Raw genomic sequence first — 22,630 nt, forward strand, 5'->3', positions numbered from 1 at the left:
AGCTCCTGGGATAAGGGCAGGTTGCGCGGGCATCAGATGACGCCCTCTTCAACGGTGTGCGGGGTGGGTTGGCGCTCTACCGCGTGGGCCACTTCCATCAGGCTGGCGGCGCCGAACAACTGGCCCATGGGCAATTCCAGGCCAACACGGCTGCGCAGCATTTCGAGAAACCGCGTGGCCAGCAGGCTGTCGCCGCCCAGGCGGAAAAAATTGTCGTGGCGCGACACGCTGGGCACGTTGAGCAACTGCTGCCACAGCTCGGCGACCAGTTGCTCTGCGGCGCTCAGCGGGGCTTCATCCACGACGCAGTGGGACCGGGCAGCCGCCAATGGCGCAAGCAAGGCACGGCGATCCACCTTGCCATTGCTGCTCAGGGGCAAGTGTTCCAGCACCAGGATCTGTTCCGGGCGCATATAGGCGGGCAGGCATTGCACCAGGTGCTTGGCCAGCACCTCGGCGCAGGTGCTGGCGGTGACAGCAGCCAGCAGGCGCTGATCCTCGACCAGCACCACGGCACGGTTCACGCAGGGATGACGGGCCAGCGCGGCTTCGATTTCCCCCAGCTCGATACGATGGCCGTGAATCTTCACCTGGGTGTCGGCACGCCCGAGAAACTCCAGCAACCCGCCTGGGTGGTAGCGGCCCAGGTCGCCGGTGCGGTACCAACCCTCGACAAAGCGCTCGGCATTCAATTGCGGCGCATGGCGATAGCCGCGTGCGACGCCGGCGCCGCCAATCCACAACTCGCCCGTGACCCAGTCCGGGCAGTCGCGGCCAAGGGCGTCGACCACGCGGTAAGCCTGGTTCGCCAGCGGCACGCCGTAGGGGATCGAGCGCCAGCCCGGCAACAGTTGCCGTACCTCGTAATGGTTGGACCAGATCGCCGCTTCGGTGGCGCCGCCCAGGGCGATAAAGCGGCAATCCGGGGCTTGTTGGCGCAGGCGTTGCGGCAGGTCGAGGCCGATCCAGTCGCCCGACAGCAGGGCCACCTTCAGCGCCAGGGGTTGGCGCTCAAGGGCGTTGGCTTCCAGCAGCATGTCGAGTAGCGCCGGTACGCTGTTCCACAGGCTCACGCGGTGGTGTCGCAGGGCCTTGAGCCAGGCGCGGGCGTCGCGGCGCTGGTCTTCGTCGATCAACACCAGAGCGGCGCCCACCGAGAGCAGGCCGAACACGTCATACACCGACAGGTCGAAGTCCAGCGCCGACAGCGCCAGACCGCGGTCCGACGCGTCGATGCCGTAGCAGCGGTTGATCTCGGCCACGGTGTTCATGGCGGCGCGGTGGGTGATTTCCACGCCCTTGGGCTGGCCGGTGGAGCCGGAGGTGTAAATCACGTAGGCCAGTTGGTTGGCGCACACGGCCAGCGGTGCCAATAGCGGTTCGGCGCTTTGCGCCTGGGACGGCTTGAGATGCTTGACGCCTGGCAGCTGTGGGTCGTGCTCGGCGAGGATCAGGCTGACGCCGGCCTGTTGCAGGATGCGCTGGCAACGCTGCAACGGCTGGTCGACACCCACTGGCAGGTAGGCGGCGCCGGCGGCCAGCACGCCCAATACACTCGCGATCTGTTGCGGGCCCTTGGCCAGGGACACCGCCACCAGGTCACCGGCTGTCACCCCTGCGTCCATCAGGCTACGGGCGATGCGCAACGCCCGTTCGGCCAGTTCGCCGTAGCTCAGGCTGTCATGCTCACCCCACAACAGCGCAGGGCGATGCGGGGCGTGGTGCGCATGCTGGAAAAAGCCCTGATGCAAGGTCGGATCACCCGGCACGCCGGGGCCGGGTGCATTCAGCTGGGCGCGCAGTTGCGCCTGGGCCAGGGGCAGCAAGTCTGGCGGCGCGTCGTCCCAGGCGTGTTCGGCCAGCCAGTGGAGGCTGCGCAGGTAGGCGTCGAACATGGCTTCGACCAGCCCTTCGGGGAACAGGCCGACCACGCGGTCCCAGTTCAGGGCGATGCCGCCGTCGGCTTCCACCACCTGATGATCGAGCCATACCTGTGGGGTTTGGGTCAGGCCGAATACCTGCCGGGCGAACGGCCCGTCTACCGGTGCGGCGGTGCCATCCGGCACCCCCAGGGCACTGGTGAAGACCACCGGCATGTTGACCTGCTGTTCGCCGCGTTGCCGCGCCAGTTGACGCAGCAAGCTCACCGAACCGATGCAGCGGTGTTCCAGCGCATCGCCGAGTTGCTGCTGGGTGCGCCGTGCGCGGTCGATCCAGCGTTCGCCGACCTTGGGCGCATAGCCGAGCAGGGTCAGGGAGGTGAAATCGCCCATGACCTGATCGATCTGCGGATGCACCGGCCGGCGGTCAAACAGGGTCAGGTTGAGACTCAGGTCGGGGCGCGCACTCCAGCGCCCGAGGGTTTCGGCAAACGCGCAGAGCAGTACCGCCGAAGCAGTCAGGCCGTGTTGCTGGGCCTTGGCCAGGATCGCTTGCCAGGCATCGGCCTTGACCTGCCCTTGCAGGCGCTCGAAGCGCGGTTGGCCCAGGTTGGCGGGGTCGTTTGCCAGGGGCAGTTGCGGGTGCGTCGGCAACGTGGGCAGGCGTTCCTGCCAGAACTGTTGCGCGGCGTGCAATTCGTCAGGTTCCACATGGGATTGCACTTGATAGTCGCGAAATGAAAGCTGCAGCGGTGCCAGGGCCAGCGTCGGCTCGCGGTACAACGCGTCGAGTTCGGCATAGAAACGCAGGATGCTCAGGGCATCAAGAATCAGGTTGTCCAGGCTGATCGCCAGCCGCGTGTGCCGGCCCTGGGTCACGGCCTGCACATCGAACAGCGGCCATTGGGCGGGATCGAACACGCGGTGGGCACAGTGTTCGCGCAGGTCTTCAAGGCAGGCGTAGCGCTGGCCGATCACGAAGGTGGGCACCTGGGGGAGGATGCGTGCCTGGCCTGTGTGGTCGAACACCGTGCGCAGCGTTTCGTGGCGTTCGATCAGGCGTGCCAATGCGTGTTGCAGGCGTGGCAGGTCGAGGTCTTCGACGTCGTATTCGCGGTAGAAGTGGCAGCTCACGCCGCCCAATACCAGGCTGGGGTCGCGGCCCAGCCAGTAGGCTTGCTGCACCTCGGTCATGGGGAAGGGCGCGTGACGTTGGTCGAGGTCCGGTACCACGGTGCGTTGTGTTTCGGCCTGGGCCTGTTGATGCAGGCCTGTGCAGAACTGCGCCAGCACCGGCTTGGCAAACACCTGGGCGATCCGTGCGCCCCCCAGCCCTTGTTCGGCCAGCAGGCGCACCAGGCGCGTGGCGCTCAGGGAGTCGCCACCGAGGGCAAAGAAGTTGTGCTCACGGCAGACCTCGCCACAGCCGAGCAATTGCTGCCAGGCGCGGGCCACCTGTTGTTCGATGGCTCCGCAGGGCGGCGACAGCTGGGCAGGGACGGCGCTGCCGTGGTCGGCCAGCCAGCCGTTGAGTGCGTTGCGATCCACCTTGCCATTGCTTGTCAGGGGCCACTGCGCGCAGCCGAGGATCAGGCTGGGAATCATATAGGCCGGCAGGCGCTCGGCCAGGTCCGGCAGCTCCAGCACTGTGGGCTGCTCCGGGCCATTTGCAAGGCGCACCACCGCTGCCAGGTGCTGGCCGACCAGCAGCGCCACCGCCTGTTCGACGCCGGGGCACGCCAGCAGCGCCTGTTCTACTTCACCGGCTTCGATGCGGTAGCCATGCAATTTGAGTTGGAAGTCTGTGCGCCCCAGAAACTCGACCGTGCCGTCGGGGTGGTAGCGCGCACTGTCGCCGGTGCGGTACCAACGCAGGCCCTGGTACTGCACAAATCGTTCGGCGCTGCGTACCGGGTCGCCACGGTAACCCTCGGCCACCCCGGCGCCGCCGATCCACAGTTCACCGGCCACCCAATCCGGGCAGTCATGGCCATGCCGGTCGACGATGCGCAGGCTGACGTTATCCAGCGGCTTGCCGTAGGGCAGGCAATGCCAGTGCAGTGCCTGGCCGGGGGCGACTTCGAACAGCGTCGAGTGAATCGCCGCTTCCGTTGCGCCGCCCAGGGCCATGAAGCGGCAACCGGGCGCCTGGGCCCACAGACGTGGCGCCAACTGCGGCGCGACCTTGTCACCACCGAGCAATACAGCGCGCAGGGGCAGTGGGGCGTCGGCGCAACTCAGCAACATGTCGAGTAGCGCCGGCACGCAATTGAGCACAGTGGCGCGGTGCTGCACGGCCAGTTCACGCCAGCGTGGGGCGTCGCGTTGCAATTGGGGCTCGATGAGGATCACCGCCGCGCCGTTGGCCAGCGCGGCAAACAGGTCAAACACCGACAGGTCGAATTCCAGCGCGGAGAGCGCCAGGATTCGGTCTTCGCCATTGAGCTGCAAACGCCGTTGCAGGTCTTCCAGGGTGTTGGCGGCGGCCAGGTGGCTGATCTCTACGCCCTTGGGCTCACCAGTGGAGCCGGAGGTATATAGAACATAGGCCAGGTCGCTGATCGCACCGGGGCGCGGCGCTTGCAACGCGGTGTCGGCGTGCGGCAAGCGGGTGAGCAGCAAGCGTGCGCCGGACGACTGGCAGATCTTGCGGCAACGCCCCTCGGGCTGGTCAGCGCCGATGGGCAGGTAGGTGGCGCTGCACGCCAGGATGCCCAGCACAGCGATCACCTGCTCGGGGCCTTTGGGCAGTTGCAACGCCACGATGTCACCGCGCAGCACGCCCTGGCCTTCGAGGTAGGCCGCTACGGCGAGGGCTCGCTCGGCCAGCTCGCCGTAGCTGATGATGTGGTTGCCGTGCAGCAGTGCGGGCCGGGCGGGCGTCAACTGCGCCTGGGTGAAAAAACCTTCGTGCAGGCGTGTCACCGGTAATGCTGTGCGCTGGCCCTGGGTGGCGCGGCGTACGTCAAGCTGGCTGGCGGGAACCAGCGCCGGCACCGTCTGATCCCAGGCCGCAGCATCATGGCACAGGCGCTGCAACAGGCCGGTATAGGCATCGAACAGGCCATCGAGCACCCCCTCGGCGAACAACCCTTCGCGGGCGTCGAGGTTGACCAGAATGCCGCCGTCCAGCTCGGTGACCTGGGCGTCCAGCCACACCTGCGGGCCCTGGGAAATGATCCAGGCCGGCTGGCCGAAACTCTCCTGCACGCCCTCGGCGAACAGTTCCCCCAGGCCCAGCGCGCTGGTGTACACCACCGGCGCCAGCACTTGCTCGCCGCGATGGCGGGACAGTTCACGCAACACCTCCAGGCCGGAAAACGCACTGTGTGCGGCATCGCCATGAAAGCGTCGTTGCAGCGCCGTGGCTCGGGCGGCGAAGGTGCCGGTCATGCGGCCGTCCCAGGCCAGCAGGATCGAGGAGGTGAAGTCGCCGACCAGGCGCTCGACATCGGTATGCAAAGGCATGCGGTTGAACAACGGCAGGTTGAGCAGCAGCTCAGGCGTCTCGCACCAGGCGCCAAGGGCTTCGCAAAACACCGCGGCCAGGGCCATGGCCGGGGTGAGGGCGTGCTCGCGGGCGTGGCGTTCGAACGCCTGGCGTTGGGACGGCGACAACCAGTGGTGACGGCGGCGCACCTGGCGCTCATCGCCCTGGCTCTTGATGGGCAAGCGTGGGGCGCCGGGCAAGGCGTCCAGGCGCTGCAACCAGTAGTCGCGGGCGTGTCGATGGCGCTCGCGGTGCTCGGGGCTGGCGTGCTCCAGGCGCAGGTCGGCCAGGTAACGCGGGAAGCTGTAATCCAGCGCGGGCAGCGGCTGTAGGCGGTACAGCTGCACCAGGTCGCCGAGCAGGGTACGCAGGCTCAAGGCGTCGGCGGCGAGCATGTCGAGGTTCAGGTGCAGGCGCGTGCCCTGGGGCAACAGTGATAACTGGATGTCCAGCACCTGGCCGTGTTCCACGGCCAACTGACGATGGGAAAGTTCGGCGCGCAAGACGTGCAGATGGTGTTGCCGCTGTTCGGCATCGGCCTGGCGCAGGTCATGCACTTTAAGCCCCGGCCATGGACTGCGGGGCAGGATCTGCTGGCGGCCATCGTCGAGGAACTGCGCCCGCAACATGGGGTGGCGGGCCAACAAGGCGTGCACGGCGGCTTCCAGGCGGGCCGGGTCAACGTCGTGACCGTCGAATTCGTTATAGAAGTGTGCAGCCACACCACCCAGTGCCTGGCCAGGGGCACGGCCGATCCAGTACGCATGTTGCATGGGGGCCAGTTCGAAAGGCTGGCCATCGTCGGCGCTGTGATTGACGGGCGCGGCAGGAGCCGGCGCGGTGTCGAGCAGGGCCAGCCAGGCGCACAGGCGCGGGTCGGCCACCAGCTCGGCGAAACGTGCGGCCAGACCCTGACGCCGCCATTGGCCTGCCAGGCGGATCAGGGTGACCGAATCCAGGCCCCATTCGATCAGGTTGGCCTCCAGAGGTATCTGCTCGGCAGGCTGCCCCAGGGCTTCGGACAGGGAACGGCGCAGCAGGGTTAGGGTTGAGGTGCTGGGAGTGGCCATGGCTCAACGTCTTCTCATCGCTAGGGCCCGGACCGGCGTTGGCCCAGGCGCTGAGGGGCAGGTAATTGCGTGGAAGGAGATGCTAGTCATTCTCATTGTCTCGACTACCCGGATCGAATCGTTTTTGCCCCGTATCCGTTTCCCTTGCGCGGTTTCGGGCGTGTGAGGGGTGGGGCATAACGCCGATCAGCGTGCGGGATACGGTTGGAAAATGACTTGAATCGGGTAGAGCCGCGCCGCCGCCCTTGACTACCGTCGCTCGCCGCCCTTTTGCAGGGCTTGTCCTTGAGGGAGTTGTGGATGTCAGTCGATTCGGGTTTGCAGGTGCGCGGTTTGTGCAAGCGCTACAACAATGGCGTTGAGGCGCTGCGCGGCGTTGACCTGAATGTGGGGCCGGGCATGTACGGTTTGCTCGGCCCCAATGGCGCGGGCAAAAGCAGCCTGATGCGCACCCTGGCGACCTTGCAGCAGCCGGACGCCGGCAGCATCCACCTGGATGGTGTGGATGTGTTGGCCGACGCCGAGCATTTGCGTCGTCGCCTGGGTTACTTGCCACAGCAGCTGGGGGCGTATCCGGGGGTGAGTGCGCGGGATTTGCTTGATCGGTTTGCCTGGCTCAAGGGGCGTACCGACACTCGCCAGCGCCGCGAGGAAGTCGAGGGCTTGCTGGCCAAGGTCAACCTGCAGGAAGCCGCGCACCGGGCGCTGGCCACGTATTCGGGCGGCATGTTGCGTCGCTTCGGCATCGCCATGGCCCTGATCGGCTCGCCGCGCTTGCTGATCGTCGATGAGCCGACCGCCGGGCTCGACCCGGCCGAGCGCAACCGTTTTCACCGAGTGTTGGCGGATGTGGCGGCCGAGTCCATCGTGTTGCTCTCGACCCATATCGTTGAAGACGTCGAGAACCTGTGCAGCCGCCTGGCGGTGCTGGCCGCTGGGCAGATTATTGTCGAAGGGCGCCCGGCGGATTTGCTCGAGGCTGAGCAGGGCCGTTTATGGGAGGCGTCGTTCGGTCGTGGTGAGCCGCTGCCCGACGCCTTGCATGTGGCGGCGAGCCCCGACGGCAGCCGCGTGATCGTGCACGGCGAACGTCCGGCTGATCCGCGCTTCAGGCCCCACGCGCCGCGCCTGGAAGACATCTATTACCTGGCGCTGGCCCAGGCTGGCGAGGCAGTCGCGGCATGAATACCTTTGCTCTTCTGATGCGCGAGGCCTGGGTGCAAGTGCGCGCCGGGCTGCGCAGCGGCATTCCACTCCTGGTGTTCCTGGGCCTCACCGGCTATTTGCTGATGTCCCTGACCAATGCCGACTATGTGCAGAAAATGGGCGCCAGCGACATCGCACGCAATGCGCCGAGCCTGATCTACCTGATGTCGTGCGGGTGCATGTTTTTCCTGTTTTTCGCCTGGGCCTGGGTGTTCGCCCAACCGGCACTGCGCGACCGCGAGGCGCAATTGGAAGAGGTGCTGCTGGCCTTGCCGCTGTCGCTGCCGGCGCTGCTGTGGGGGCGCTTTATCGGCGCGGCGCTGGTGGGTGGCTTGCTCGCCAGTTCGCTGATCGTGGGCTTTCTGGTCAGCCCGGTACTGGGCTGGCTCGGCTGGGTGCCGGCCGCGAGTATCGGTGCACCGATGTGGTCGGCGCTGGGGTTTGCCTGGGTTGCGTTGCTGTTGCCGGTCAGCACCGGGGTTGGGGCCTTGTATTACCTGCTGGCCTTGCGCAGTCGTGGCCTGGCGGCACCGTTTGGGTTGGCGACGGTGTTGATGCTGCTGTGGATGTTTGCCGTGGTGGTGCTCAAGGGTGGACATATCAACCCGCTGTTGGCTGCCAGCCTGGACCCGTCGCTGTTCACCTTTGCCCAGGCCCAGGTCGAGACCTGGAGCGCCGCGCAGAAATCCCAATCGCTGTTGGCCTTGACCCCGGGGTTCTGGCTTAACCGGCTGTTGTGGTGCGTTGTGCCGCTGCTGTTATTGGCCGCTGTATTGGCGCGCACCACGCGCCAGGGCTTGATGGGCAAACGCAGCGGGGCAGTGCTGGCGGAGCCGCCGATGTTACTGGCAGGCGCAGTGACCTTGCCTGGCCCGCTGACCCATAGCCAATGGTCGCGCGCCCTGGGGCATGAGGCACGTTGGCAGGTACGCCAGCTGTTTGCCCGGCGCCTCTGGTGGGTGGCGCTCGGCTTGCTGTTGGTGATGGGTGTGCTCAGTGGCTTTGTCCACGGCGTGTGGCATGCGCGAGGACCGATGGTGCCCCGGGCGGACCTGACCCTGCCGTTGTTGTCGAGTGCGTTGTTCCTGGTGATCGCCTTTATCGTTGCGGCGCTGGTTGGGCTGGTGTGCCGGCGCGATGACGTCGAAGGGTTTGGCGCTATGTTGCAGGCAACTGCGGCCCCGGCGTGGTTGCGATTGCTGGGGCGGGTGGCTTGTGTGCTGCTGGCGACCCTGACGCTTGCGCTGGTGCCGGGCCTGGCCAGCTTGCTGATCAGTGCGATTGCCGCGCCCGACAGCCTGGCGCCGGGCTTTGTGCTGGTGTATCAGGCGTTGGTGTTCGCGCCTCCATTGGTGGAGCTGGCGATGCTCACAGTGCTGGTGCATGCGCTGATCCGCCGATCCGGGCTGGCGTATGCCGCCTCGATGCTGCTGACGTTTTTCCTGGTACTCAACCATGAGTTGGGCCTGGTCACCTATCCGCCCTATGCCATGGCGATCCCTGCGCATGTAGGCGTGTCACTGCTGACCGGCTGGGCGCCGTGGCTGGCTTTTCTGACGACTTTGGCCGGTTGGAAGCTGGCCGGTTGCCTGGTCATGCTCGCGATCGCGGCACTGGCCTTGCCCCGTGGGCCGGAGCGTCGTCGATTGAGCGACGTGCGCCGCGGCTTGCTCGGCTTGCCCGGTGTGTTGCTGGCTCTGGGTGCTGTCGGCTTGCTTGGCAGCGGCGTGTTGTTGCAGCGGCATTTGGTGGAGCAGGGCGATTACCAGTCTGTCGCCGAGCAACGCGCCGAACGCGCCGACTGGGAGCGGCGCTGGCTGCCCGGGGCGAGTGCCTGGCAGGTGGCGGGCGGGCAGTTGCAGGTGCAGGTCGATTCGGCCGCACGGCAGGTGGTGGGCCAGTGGACGTTGGATGGGGTGCTCACTACCGGCCTCGATGCCGAGTTGCCACCGGGTATGCAGGTGACCGCGGTCAGCGTGATGGGGCGCCCCGTTGTGTTTGAACACGCCACCGAGCACCTGCGGGTGCCGTTGGAGGGGTGCGCAGCGAGCGGTTGTCAGGTGGTGTTGAACTGGACGGTGAGTGCTGACGGCTGGCCTGCCGAGGGTGAAGCATTCTGGCTTGGGCCTCAGGGTGTGTGGCTGCAAGCGCACCGTGTGGTGCCACGCTTGGGCCTGGACAGCGAGCGGTTGTTGCGGGCACCGGCCCAGCGCAGCGAAGCCGGGTTGCCGACAGCGGTGCCCCGGTTGCCGACGGGCGCTGCGGTGGCGGTGGATGCCGTTGCACCGGCCGGGCACTGGCAATGGCAGCTTGAGGTCGATGGCCAGGCCATTACCGGCAGCAGCGAGGGGCCGCTGGACTTTGCCTATGCCACGTCGGCTCAGAAGGATATCAGCCGCGAGCACACCGCCCGTGAAGTGCAGGAGGACCTGGACGCGATGAGCGCCTGTGTGGCGCGGCGCCTGGGCAGCCGTCCCAGCGTCGAACAACTGAGTCAGTGGCCTGTCGGCATGGGTGCCAGCCGTCTGAGTCATGGCCATTTACTGCTTGGCCAGTCACCCAATTGGGACGTGGCGCCGACAGGCGTCGGGCGCTGGACGCGCCGTGCCCATATCGCCGAACTGCTTGCCCGCCAATCGCTGGTCGAGGCGAGCAACCTGCGCCAAACCCCCGGCTACCTGTGGCTCAGCCAGGGTGTGGCAGGTGCGCTGGGCCTGCTGTGTGTGGAGGACATCGACGGTGCTGATGCCCGTGCAGCGCTGGTCAAGCTGATGGCCGACGACCTGACCCGTGCCCTGGGCAACGACGGTGAGCCCGTCGGCACCCTGGCCGATGCCCGCGAACAGGGGTGGGCCGCCAGTTATGCCGCACTGGTCAGCCTTGACTGGGTCGCCGGGCAAACTCCCGAACAGCTCACGGCGCTGACCGCCGATGTCCGTAACGGCCAGGGATGGCCAACCGCGATCCAGGGCCTGCTGGGCGCGCCCTCCGATCCTGTGATTGCCGCCGCGCTCAAGCGCTGGGGGCCTGTGCAATGAAGTTGAATCATCCCTGTCTTTTGGAGCTTTGCCATGTCATCTGAACTGTCTATCCAGCCGCTGCGTCGTCCTTTCGGTTGGCGCGCCAACGTATTGACCCAAGCCATGGCGCTGACCTTGTCCAGCCAGATGTGCACGGCCTATGCCGCTGACTATCAACCCGCCGCCAGTAGCGAGACCATCGAGTTGGCGCCGGTGACGGTCAGTGCGCGGTTGACCCAGGAAAGTGCCAAGGACATTCCATTCGGTCTCTCGGTGCTTGATGGGAAAACGCTTGAGACCCGGCGGTTACGCACCCTGGAAGATGCCTTGCGCACCACGCCTGGGGTGGATGTGAACTCCTGGGGCGGCGCCAACGACGCCAACGTGCGCATCCGCGGGGTCGGCTCGCTGAACCAGATGAGCATGGATGACGGCTCGGTGGTGCTGAACGTGGACGGCGTGCCGATGTCGGTGCGCAACGCGGCAATGGCCACCCTCGACGTGCAGCAAGTGGAAGTGCTCAAGGGGCCGCAAGGCACGTTGTTCGGACGTAACAGCGAGGCCGGCGCGATTAACGTCACCACCCGCAAACCCACCCGTGAGCTGGAAGGCTATGTGCGCGGCGAAGTGGGCAACCAGGGCCAGTTCATGACCGAGGGCGCAGTGGGCGGGCCGCTGACCGAGTCCCTGGCCGGGCGACTTGCCGTGCGGCGCAGCGGCTTTGATAACTGGGTCGATGACCAGCAGGATGGCGACCCCCTGACCAAGCCCCGCGACCTGGCATTGCGCGGCAGCCTGTTGTGGGACAACGATGAAGGGACCACCGGCCTGCTGACCGTCGAACGCCAGCGCGCCGATCATTATGCCGGCTCGGAGATCCTGCGCCCGTTCGGCAATCGCCCGAGTCTCGATTACACCCCGGGTACGTTCAATGGCAACAAGAAGACCAACGAGCGTTATTCCTTCGAGCTCAACCATGACCTGGCCCAGGCCCGGATCACCTCGATCAGCGCCTACACCAGCACCGACTTCAATGCGGTCAAGGGTTATGACCGCAACATCACCCAGGCGCTGTATGGTCAACCGTTTGAATACCTGATCGAAGACTCGGCCCACGAGCGGGTCTGGAGCCAGGACCTGCGTCTGGGTTCGCTGGCGGATGCCGAGGTGTTCTGGGTGACCGGGGTGAACCTGTCGCGCTCCGAGCGCAGCTTTGACTCCAACAACTTCACCAACGGCGCGAAGCAGTTGCGCGACTTCACCACCAACAGTTATGCCGCCTACGGCGAAGTCACCTTCCCGATTGCCGAAGACTGGAAACTCACTACTGGCCTGCGCCACACCTGGGACCGCAAGACCTACGGCGCCGACTACAGCGGTGGCGGCAAGCTGGTCAGCGACAGCCGACGCTTGCAGGACGATTACAACACCGGGCGCGTGGCCCTGAACTACGCGTGGACGCCGCAGACCAATGTGTATGCGGTGTTGTCGCGGGGCTATAAGTCGGCCGGGTTTAACGACTACGCCACCTCGATCAAGGACAGCGAACCCTACAAGGCGGCCAAGGTGAACTCCGCCGAGGTCGGCTTCAAGCATGAAAGCGAAGGCGGTGCACTGAGCCTGGAAGGCGCGTTGTTCATTACGCGTGTGCAGGATGATCACTTGCTGGGTTATGACTTCACATCCCTGGCAGTCAGCGCAGTGAATGCTGATACCCGCAGCAAAGGCGCCGAGTTGTCGAGCACCTGGCATGTCACCGATGCACTGACCTTGGGCAGTGCCATCAGCTACACCAATGCGGTAGTGACCTCGGACGCACCGGGTGTGTCCGGTGGTGATGTGGCCAAGGGCAGCCGCGTGCCGGATGTGCCGTTGTGGAGCGGAAACTTCAGTGTGGCCTGGAAGAAGCCTTTGGGTGAACTGCTGGGCTTGCCCGCGCCGCGCTTGAACACCTTGCTCAACTACCGCGTACAGAAAAACCGCCCGGCTGATCCGCAGAACCACTATGACCTCAAGGGTTACGCCAAGTTGGACTTGCACCTTGGGCTGGAGAGTGGGGGGTCGGAGGTTTATTTGTGGGGCGATAATTTGCTGGATGCGCGGTATGACCTGTATGGCGCGTACTCCACCGACACGGTGCTGACCGGGATGCCGGGGCGCGGGCGTTCGGCGGGGGTGGGGTATAGCTATCAGTTCTGAGGCAGCCACTGGGTGCAATGTGGGAGGGGCTTGCTCCCGCTGGCGACCTGACAGCCTATAGCTATCTAACTGATGCCCTACGATCCAAATGTGGGAGGGGGCTTGCCCCCGATGGCGACCTGACAGTTGACCAGCATGTTGGATCAGACCGAGTACATATCCATTATTTAGGTAACGGCCACTATTGGTTCCGCTTTTACAGCGGGTCACTTTGAAAAGCGCAAAGTAACCAAACGCTCTTGCCCCACCACTCGGCACCTCGCTCAGGCTCGGTGTACCCGTAATCCGCCATGGATTTGGGGGGCCGCCGCCACGCGCCATCCATGGCGCGGGGCGGCTAAACCGGCATCCCTGCCGGTTTACCCCCCAAATCCCTGTCGAATTCCGGCCAGCGTGGTTTAACGGGGCGCCTGAGATCAAGATCAAAAGCAGATCAAGAGCGAGAGCGGCTCGCTGCGCATCGTGGTTACCGTCGGCTGCTACACAGCTGTGTAGATACCCATGCCCCGATGGGGGAGTGTCAGTCAGGACATTTGTGACTGATCCACCGCCATCGGGAGCAAGCCCCCTCCCACATTTGAACTCAGGACAGCCGGCCGAATCGCGTCGGTTCAGAATTGATAGGTATAACCCACGCCCACCGTCCGCCGCCGCGACGGCCCACCATAGGCCACCGGGTCACTGTAGAAACCATAGGTGTCATACGTCTGGTTCAACAGATTGTCGGCAAACGCATACACCTCGCCAAACTTGCTCTCCAGGCCCGCCCGCAGGTCGAGTTTCTCGTAGTTGTCCAGGTTGAAGTGGTTCTGCGGGTCAGCCGCGCGTTCACCAACCAGGTGGTAGTTGAGGCTGGTGTTGAGGCTGGTCTGGCCAAGGCTGGCGAAGTTGCCCAGGGGGTGTTTCCAGCTGGCGTTGACGTTGCCGCTCCAGCGGGGCACATCCGGGGTGCGGTTGCCGGCGGCGACGTCACCGGCCTGGATGCCTTGTACGCCGCTGGTGATCTTGGCATCGAGGTAGGTCGCGCTGGCGGCCAGGGTCAGGCCGTAGTCGAAGCGCCAGCTACCTTCCAGTTCGGCGCCGCGGGTGCGGGTGTCGGCGTTGAAGGCGTTGGTGGCGAAGGTCGCCGCGTCGTAGCCAAGCAAGTGATCATCGTGCACGCGGGTGTAGAACAGCGCGCCGTTGAGGCTGCCGCGACGGTCGTCGGTCTCGCTCTTGAACCCCAGTTCGGCGGCCCTGCTGACGGCGGCCTTGTAGGGTTCGCTGTCGCTGACCTGGGAGGCATAATCATTGAACCCGCCGGATTTATACCCTCTTGCCAATTGCACGTAGACGTTGGTCTGTGGGGTGATCGCATAACTCAGGGCGACGCGGCCGGTGCCGTAGTGGTCGGTGAGTGCGCGCGAGTCGTCCACGGCGCTCGAACCTGCGAAGTATTGGCCGTCGTAGGTCTTGCGGTCCCAGGAATGGCGGTAGCCGGTGGTGAGTTTCAGGCGTTCGGTGAGCGGGACAGTCACTTCGCCGTAGCCTGCGTAGGTGGTGGTAGTGAAGTCGCGGAACTTGGCGCCGGAGGTGCCGTAGGTGTTGCGTGGGGTGTCGTAGCTGCGTTCATTGCGGCTGGCGGCGACGCCGGCGACCCAGAACACGTCGGAATCGGGCAATGAGCCCAGGTGTATATCCTGGCTCCAGCTGCGCTCGAAGGATTTGTCCACCACCCAGAACTCACCGGGCGTGCCATAGAGGGCGCCCATCAGCTTGCTGTCGTAGGCGATCAAGCCGGTGAAGTCGGCAGTGCCAGTGGCGGTGGTGGAGGTCAGCCGACTGTTGGCGAAGTCGTGGTCGACCTTGATCGTGTAGCGCTCGGTGGTCTTTTCGTTGTCGTCGAACAGGCCAGGCGTCAGGTCCAGGCTCGGGTGGCTGCCGTAGGGGCGCAGTACCAGGGAATTGGTGGCGCGTTCGGTCTGCTGGCGTTCGGCGCTGAACAGCACGTGGGTGTCATCGTTGAGGTCCCACAACAAGCTGGCGCGATAGGCTTCGTTGCGCGGTTTGGTAATGGGGTTATGGGTCTGGTCGTTGTCGATCCAGCTGTCGTAGCCGGCACGTCGCACCGCCAGGCGGCCGCTGAGGCTGTCACTGAGCGGTCCGCCAATGGCGCCTTCGGTGAGGAACTGGCCTTTCTGGCCGACTTCACCACGCACATAACCTTCGAGTTCCCGGCTGGGTTGGCGGGTGGTGATATTCACGGCACCGGCCTGGCCGATTGCACCGGACAGTGTGCCCTGCGGCCCCTTGAGCACTTCGATGCGGTCGACGTCGAGGGTGCCGAACCCCAGGCTGCGCGACGACACAGGTACGCCGTCGATATTGAATGCGACCGAACTGTCGTCCATGGACATCTGGTAAAGCGAACCGACACCGCGGATCAACACGTTGAAGTCGTTGGGCCCGCCGGAAGAATTGACGCTGACCCCTGAGGTATTGCGCAGGGCGCTTTCCAGGGTATCGAGGCGTTGGGTACGCAGTTGTTCGCCATCGACCACACTGACGCTGATCGGCACTTCCTTGGAATCTTCCTGGGCCATGCGCGCCGTTACCGTGGAGGCGGGCAGTTGCAGGGGTTCGCTGAGGGTGGCGGCGAAGGCGGAAGGGGTCAGTGTCAAAGCAATTGCTATTGTTATACTATTACATTTGTAGCAAGATTGACGGGTAGCCGCCGTGTTGCATCGTGCAGACATGATGGGACCTTGACTGAGAGTTCTGATCGGCGTGCGTTGCTCAGGGGCAGCAGCAATCTGGCTTGGCACGTGTGGTGTGCCAAATGCTAATAATTATCAATTGCAGAGTTCTACCCCGATGTGGTCTGATTCGAGCCGTATCCGGTCAGCCAGGAGATTTACGATGTCAGCCGTTCAGGGAGGCGCAGGAGAACCGATGCCGGTCTCGCGAATCATTACGGGAGGGTTTGGTAGCGATCTGGGGCCGGGAGCGCATTGCCGGGTCACGCGTATGACCCTGCAGGAGGGCCTGGACATCGTGCGTTGGCAGAGCACCTTTGAGCAGCCGGTAGAGTTGCCCTTGCAAGACGACAGCGAGTGCATTCACTTCAGCTTCACCAACCTGTTGAAGGGCAAGGCCGCGTGCAGCTTTCGCGATGGGCGCCGGCAACGTCGCTATGTGATTGATGAAGGCGCGGGCAGCATCAGCTTTGGCCGTTGCCGCCATGGCCTATATCATCAGCACGGCGAGATCGACAACATCACCGTCATGATTCGCCCCGAGTTGCTGGCCCAGTGGGAATTGAAGCTCGACCCGCTGCTGAACAAGGCATTGGCCTGCGAACATTGCTTCCTCGACGGCCATCGCAGCGGTGAAATGAGTGCTACCGCGCACATGCTCGGCCTGGCCATGGACCACGGCGCCAGCCTGCCATCGGCCCCGCCGCGCAGCAGCCTGTGGCTGTACGGGCAAAGTGTCACGCTGGTCAGTCTGTTCCTCGAAGCGCGCCAGGATGGCGAATGCACCTGCCGCGTCAGCCACACCGACCGCCAGCGCCTGGTGCGGGCCCGCGATCGTTTGCTGGAAGATCTGGGCAAGGCGCCAAGCCTGTCGGAGTTGGCCCGTGAATCCGGCTTGAGCCAGCCCAAGCTCACCCGCGGGTTTCGCCAACTGTTCTCCAACAGCGTCTATGGCGTGTTCCAGCAGACGCGCATGATCCAGGCGCGCAGCCGCTTGATGAGCGGCAATGAATCGGTGATGCGCATCGCCTCGGACCTCGGTTATGCCAACGCCAGCCATTTCGCCACGGCGTTCCGCAAGCAGTTCGGGATCAATCCGTCGATGTTGAAAAATGGCGGGCGCGGCAGAGCCCTGGATGTCGGCTGACTAGAAGGTCGCTTTCACCTGCAGTCCCAGCACCAGCGCGTTGTCGATGTTCTGTGCGGAAAACGCCCCCGGCTCGATGATGTATTGCACGTCCGGGCGCAAGGTCAGCCACGGTGTGGCCTGGTAGCCGTAGCTGAGTTCGATCAGCTGTTCAGCGTTGTCCAGGTTGGCGTAGGCCGCATCCGCGTTATCCCGGCTGCGCGGGTTGGGCACTGCACGGCCATAACCGAGGGCGACGGTATCCCGTGGGCGACTGTCGAACGGTTTGTACAGCACCAGCCCCGCGCCATACCACTTGGTGAACGGCGAAGCCGCTTCGCTGGCCGCCGAGTATTGGCCGAAGGCGTGCAAGCTGCGGCCTTGGGAGGATGGGGAGGCCCACACCGCCTGGTCGATCAACAGGTAGTGACCGCCGCGCCCGCTGACGTCCTTGTTGCTGCCAATGCGTTTTACATCGGAACTGTCGTAGTAATAACCGAGCTTGTATTCACCCGGCAGGCTGCCCGCGTGCTTGTAGATCAGCTCGATGGGCACCACGGTGCCGGTGGTGTGCTTGGGCCCCAGGTGCCAGGCGCGGCTGGAGTTGCCATTGCTGGAAGGGTCGACGTTGAACGCCGCCACCCGCAGTTGCCAGTTTGGCGAAAAGTCATATTTCACCCGCGCGCCCAGGTGCGCATTTGGGTAATTGGCCCAGCCACTGCCGCCCGACATGTTCAGCGGGTGCCCGCAGAAACCGGCGTTCATGAAATTGCACAAAATGCCGCTGTCCAGGCCGCCGAGGTCATTGCCCATGGCCATGTAGCCGAGCTTGACGTTGAGTGCGGGGGTGAACAGCGTGCGCTCGTAGCTCAACTCGGTGAGGCGCGTGTAGAGGCCGCCGTAGTTTTCCTGGATCGGCAGGCGGTTGCCCACCAGGTCTTCGGAAGCGCTGTTGCCGCGCCGGTCGTTGATGGTCAGCTGGATGCGGTCGCCGTTGTTGAAACCGTAAAGCTTGCCCAGGTCGAACTGCACGCCGAGCTTGAGGTTTTGCGAATAGCGCGCCGAGCGATGCTGGCCGCCGTGGGCGTTGTAAGCGGTTTCGCCGCTGTAGTCGCCGGTAAAGCGGATGCCTTGTGCGTCGAGCTCACGGCGCAGGCCGCCCCAGTCGCCGGTCAGGGTGGTGTCGTCGGCTTGAACGGGCAGGGCGGCAGTCAACGCCAGGCCGAGCACCAGGCGCCCAAGGGAGGTATGAGAAGTAGGGTTCATGCGGGGTTCCAAACGCAAAGCGCGGTGCGGGAGCACCGCGCGAACAGAGGGGTGGTTACGGCAGGGCGTAGGCGATCACGTAGTCGCCACGGTCGGTGGACTGGCGCGCGCCGCCGGCGGTGACGACGATGTACTGCTTGCCGGTTTTCGGCGACACGTAGGTCATCGGGCCACCCTGGCTGCCAACCGGCAAACGGGCTTTCCAGATTTCGTCACCGTTGCCACTGTTGAAGGCGCGCAGGTAGAAGTCCTGGGTGCCGGCGATAAAGATCAGGCCGCCTTGGGTGGACAACGTGCCGCCCAGTGTCGGCAGGCCGACTTTGATTGGCAGGTGCATGCGGATGCCTAGGGGGCCGGTGTCTTCAACCGTGCCCACCGGCACTTGCCAAGCAACTTTTTGCGTCTTCATGTCGATAGCGGTCAAGGTGCCGAATGGCGGTGCCTGGCAGGGAATGCCGGCCACCGACAGGAAGCGGTTCTTGTTGACCGCGTAAGGCGTGCCCTTGAGCGGCACGGCGCCCATACCGGTGTTCAGTGCTTCACCACCGGAAGAGGCCTGGGCCTTGTTTTGCGACGGCACCATTTGGATCCACAGCCCCAGGCGCATGTCGTTGACGAAGATAAAACCGTGTACCGGATCGGTGGAGATGCTGCCCCAGTTCATGCCGCCGAGCGAACCCGGAAAGCTCAGGGATTTATCGGTGCCCGGCGCGGTGTACAGGCCGTCGTAGCGCATGCCTTTGAAGTCGATACGGCACAGCAACTGGTCGTACGGCGTAGCACCCCACATGTCCGATTCGGTCAGGGTCTGCGCGCCAATCTGCGGCATACCCACCGATTTTGGCTGGGTCGGGGAGTATGGTTCGTTGGGAATGTTCGCGGCCTTGACCGGCACTTCCTGCACGTCGGTCAGCGGCTTGCCGGTGGCGCGGTCGAGCACGTAGATCTGCCCGGCCTTGGTGCCGATCACCACGGCCGGTACTGCCTTGTCGCTGCCCGGCGCAGTGAAGTCGATCAGGCTCGGCTGCATCGGCAGGTCGAAGTCCCAGAGGTCATTGTGGACGGTCTGGTAGACCCACTTTTCGGCACCGGTGGACGCGTCGAGCGCCAGCACGGAGGCGCCATATTTGTGGTTCAGCTGGGTGCGTTCCACGCCGTAAATGTCGGTGGAGGAGCTGCCCATCGGCAGGAAAACGGTGTTCATCAGCGGGTCGTAGGACATCGGCGCCCAGCTGTTCGGCGTGCTGCGCACATAGGTGCTGCCCGCGGCCGGCGCTTGCTTGTCTTCAGGGTTGCCTGGGTCGAACGCCCAACGCATCTGGCCGCTGATCACATCAAAACCACGGATCACGCCGCCTGGCATATCGGTCTGCACGTTGTCGGCGACACGGCCACCGACAACGACGGTGGTGCCGGCGATCAAAGGCGCCGAGGACAGTTGGTAGTAGCTGTCCGGCACATTACCCAGGCCGGCTTTCAAGTCCACTTGGCCATGGGTGCCGAAGTCTTCGCAGAACTTGCCGGTGTCGGCATCCACGGCGATCAGGCGCGCATCAATGGTGTTGGTCAGCAGGCGACGCTGGCACTGCGCACCGGCAGGCACGCTGGCGGCAATGATCGGCGAGCTGTTGGGCAGGGTCGGCTGGGCAATCAGCGCAGTGGCGTCGAAGTAGGCCATGCCACGGCAACGCTGCCACACCGCCGACTGGGCGTTGACCTCGTTCTTCCACAGCTCTTTGCCGGTGTCGGCGTCCAGAGCGATCAAGTTGTTGTGCGGGGTGCAGATGAAGACTTTGTTGCCGATCTGCAAGGGCGTCAACTGGTCTTCGGCGCCGTTGCCGTCGCTGATGGCCACGTCACCGGTGTGGTAGGTCCAGGCGACTTTGAGTTTGTCGATGTTGTCGCGATTGATTTGGTCCAGCGCGGCGAAGCGGCTGCCGCCCTCGGTGTTGCCGTAGTGCGCCCAGTCTTTCTGTGCATCGGCTTCGGCTACCGGGGTGATGCCAGGGCCGGCACCGGTCGGCGCCACGCTTGGGTGAGCGACGAACATATTGCCTGCCGCCACCGCCACGCCGACTGCCAACAAAGCCGCGACCGCATAAGCGCCACGCGCCGGTTTGCCGGCCAGCAATGGATACACCAGCGCCACCACCACGCCGATCACCGCAAACATGAACAGCCGCGAGAACAGCGGCCAGTACACCAGGCCCACGTCGGCCACTGCCCATACGGCCGTACCGACGAGGAACGCGGCAAACCACCACGGCCCGGCAGGCTTGCGCCGAGCGATCAGCAGCCCGGAGACGGCCATGGCCACGCCACCTGCCAGGAAGTACCAGGAACCTCCCAGGCTGACCAGTTTGGCGCCGCCCACGGCAAGCGCAAGGCCGAGCAGGGCGATGACAACGCCCAGGCCCAGGAGTAGAAATCTAGAGACGCCAGCGGCGCGCGATGCTCGTTTCATGTCGAATAGACTCGAGTGAGAGAGGGCAAAGACGCGATTTTAGCAAGATAAGTAACCGGTTAGTACATTGTGCCTCGTAATAGTCTTTTACAACTACGGCGACGATGCCTTGGCTCAGGCCAACGCATCGCGCTGCATCGATTGCAGGTTCTTCTCAATGGTTTCGCAAATCGCCTCCATCTGGATCTGATGCTCGCTGGAGTGAAACGGGCTTTGCAGGTCGGTGCCGATCCGCTCGATGGCCAGCAGCATAAAACCCACTACCGTGGAAGCCAGCGGGGTAAACCAGCCGAGGGATTCCACCAGGCCCACCGGTACGATCAGGCAGAACAGCGAGATAAACAGCCGCGGGAAATACACGTAGGGGTAGGGCAGTGGTGTATTGGCGATGCGCTCCATGCCGCCTTGGGCATTGGACAGGTCGACCAGGGTCGACTCCAGCCGCGCCAGGCGAATACTGTCCAGGTGACCGGCCTTGTACTCCTTGGCCAGCAACGCCGCTGACCCGGTCAGGATGTCATTGGCAAAATTGTTGGTCGCGCCATTGCGGGCGAATTCCTCGGCGGGGATAAACGCTCGCACTTCATCCGGGCAGGGTTCGCCCTTGAGGTGGGCGGCCAGACAATTCACATACGCCACATGGCGGCGCAGCAATGTGGATTTGATCGGATTCACTTCGCCGTCGGGGTCATCCAGCAGCGTCAGCACCTGGCGCGCAAAGCTGCGTGAATTGTTGACCATCGCCCCCCATAACGTGCGCGCTTCCCACCAGCGGTTATAGGCGCTGCTGTTGCGAAAACTGATCAACACCACCAGCGCCGAACCCAGCAATGTCAGTGGCATCAGCGGCAGGTTGATCTTGGTGGTGAGAAACAACATGAAGTCCACGGTTACTGCCACATCCCACAGCAATAGCCAGAACAGGGCCCAGCCCACATAGCCCATGGTCTTGATGATCAGGCGGTATTTCTTCAGGACGGCAGCTTTCAAACGAGAACCTCGCGGCGGGCGGTTGGCAACAATGCTCTGTTACGACGCCACGCAAGGGAGAAAGGTTCGCCGGTTGCTGAATCGATTCGTCCCCCAGTTACTAGCTTCGGAGGATGTAACGAGAAGTTACGCGCAGGTGTGCGCAGAGGGTCCACTTGAATCTGGAACAACTTTGGTACTGATGACGTCTTGTCCGGCAATCGCTGTACATTGCGTTCGAGGCAAAAAGCCATTAACCGTAGGGTTTACCACGTGATTTGTTTTGGGGCCGGGCTGCAGGGATTTCGTAGCTGAGATCAGTGGAATCAAGTTGGATGATCAGGGCTCTTTCATGCATGTCAGTTCGTTGAAGTCGGCTATGTGTAATACCGCGCAAGCGCTCGAACGTCATAAGGATTTTGAATCGTGCCTGAGAGCGCATTACCACGTGCTGCTCGTGCCCTATTCCCGAAGACCGTTTTTCTACAAGAGTGCACTTAAATACAGCCGTTTGATGGTGTCGTTTGCCTTATTGAGTGAATACTTCGCCACACCCTTACCGTTATTGTCGGAAGTTAAGACCCTGTGTGTGACGCGCAGGTATTGTTCAAAAAACAGCCTGGAATCAATGTTCCTGTTATTGCGGGCGCTGGGCTTCATGGACGTCGCGCCGCACCCCGAAGACAGTCGCTTCAGGGTCTACGCGCCGTCGGATGAGGCCTGTCGCGAAGCGCGTTTGATGTTGACCTCGCTCACCGAGTCATTGGCGCGGCTTTACCCTGAGCGGGCGATTTTCCGGCAAATGCGCGAGTTGGATGACCGTGGCTTCCTGTCCCTTTATTTCAAGGGCTTTGCCATTATCCTCGACGCCGATCTCACGGTGGATGTACTGCTTCCCGAGTGTTACTGGTTGGTGAAAAGAGACGCCGGGCATCTGTTGATGCTGGCGATTTATAACGATGCCTTCGCGCCGGAAAATGATCGGGCCATGTTCCGGTCATCGTCTTATCTGGCCTTGGCCAAGCAACTTTCCGTGTCCAAGACTCACATTATTCGAATGGTCCAGGAGGGTGTCGAGAAGGGGTATTTCAAAGCTCACTCCAAGACCCGGCTGGAAGTGCTGCCGCCTTTTGTCAGCCTGGTAAAACGCTTTATGGCCTTTTCTTTTGCGCTGGGCCTGCATGCTATTGAGATGGGAGCGTAAG

General features: G+C 63.7%; 10 protein-coding genes. 5 read left to right on the top strand and 5 right to left on the bottom strand.

Annotation, left to right across the window (positions count from 1 at the left end; all coding sequences use genetic code 11):
* Window positions 1-32: 32 nt before the first annotated feature.
* The gene (locus FW800_RS18680; protein WP_446438207.1) at window positions 33-6,440 is read right to left on the bottom strand and encodes an amino acid adenylation domain-containing protein; all 6,408 of its coding nucleotides are present in this window, start codon (window positions 6,438-6,440) and stop codon (window positions 33-35) included.
* Window positions 6,441-6,740: 300 nt separating this feature from the next.
* On the opposite strand from FW800_RS18680, the gene FW800_RS18685 reads away from it, so the two are divergent.
* From FW800_RS18685 to FW800_RS18695, 3 genes are read left to right on the top strand one after another with little or no spacing between them, the layout of a single operon-like run.
* A complete protein-coding gene (locus FW800_RS18685) occupies window positions 6,741-7,625 on the top strand; it encodes an ABC transporter ATP-binding protein (protein WP_032876507.1) in 885 nt (294 codons plus the stop codon).
* Entirely contained in the window at window positions 7,622-10,684 is a 3,063-nt protein-coding gene (locus FW800_RS18690; RefSeq protein WP_446438208.1) for a hypothetical protein, read from the top strand. The genes FW800_RS18685 and FW800_RS18690 overlap by 4 nt, the downstream gene beginning before the upstream one ends.
* A gap of 33 nt (window positions 10,685-10,717) precedes the next feature.
* Complete coding sequence (locus FW800_RS18695) at window positions 10,718-12,865, top strand: TonB-dependent receptor (RefSeq protein WP_446438209.1); 2,148 nt, start codon at window positions 10,718-10,720, stop codon at window positions 12,863-12,865.
* 611 nt (window positions 12,866-13,476) lie between these two features.
* Here the strand turns inward: FW800_RS18695 and FW800_RS18700 are convergent.
* A complete protein-coding gene (locus FW800_RS18700) occupies window positions 13,477-15,525 on the bottom strand; it encodes a TonB-dependent receptor (protein WP_446438210.1) in 2,049 nt (682 codons plus the stop codon).
* Window positions 15,526-15,763: 238 nt separating this feature from the next.
* Here FW800_RS18700 and FW800_RS18705 point away from each other — a divergent pair, with 238 nt between their 5' ends.
* The gene (locus FW800_RS18705; protein ID WP_228309727.1) at window positions 15,764-16,747 is read left to right on the top strand and encodes a helix-turn-helix domain-containing protein; all 984 of its coding nucleotides are present in this window, start codon (window positions 15,764-15,766) and stop codon (window positions 16,745-16,747) included.
* On the opposite strand, the gene FW800_RS18710 is transcribed toward FW800_RS18705, so the two are convergent.
* The 3 genes from FW800_RS18710 to FW800_RS18720 form a co-directional block, all read right to left on the bottom strand.
* On the bottom strand, window positions 16,748-17,992 hold the full coding sequence (locus tag FW800_RS18710) for a carbohydrate porin (protein WP_446438211.1): 1,245 nt from the start codon (window positions 17,990-17,992) through the stop codon (window positions 16,748-16,750).
* A gap of 55 nt (window positions 17,993-18,047) precedes the next feature.
* Window positions 18,048-20,456, bottom strand: a complete 2,409-nt coding sequence (locus tag FW800_RS18715; RefSeq protein WP_446438212.1) for a glucose/quinate/shikimate family membrane-bound PQQ-dependent dehydrogenase — start codon at window positions 20,454-20,456, stop codon at window positions 18,048-18,050.
* A gap of 114 nt (window positions 20,457-20,570) precedes the next feature.
* Window positions 20,571-21,446 (bottom strand): bestrophin family protein, encoded by an 876-nt coding sequence (locus tag FW800_RS18720; RefSeq protein ID WP_005787467.1) that lies wholly within the window; start codon window positions 21,444-21,446, stop codon window positions 20,571-20,573.
* A 331-nt stretch (window positions 21,447-21,777) separates the two neighbouring features.
* Between FW800_RS18720 and FW800_RS18725 the strand changes: the two genes are divergently transcribed.
* A complete protein-coding gene (locus FW800_RS18725; protein WP_446438213.1) occupies window positions 21,778-22,629 on the top strand; it encodes a hypothetical protein in 852 nt (283 codons plus the stop codon).
* Window position 22,630 lies beyond the last annotated feature (1 nt).

This window comes from Pseudomonas sp. 910_23 (assembly GCF_052850795.1).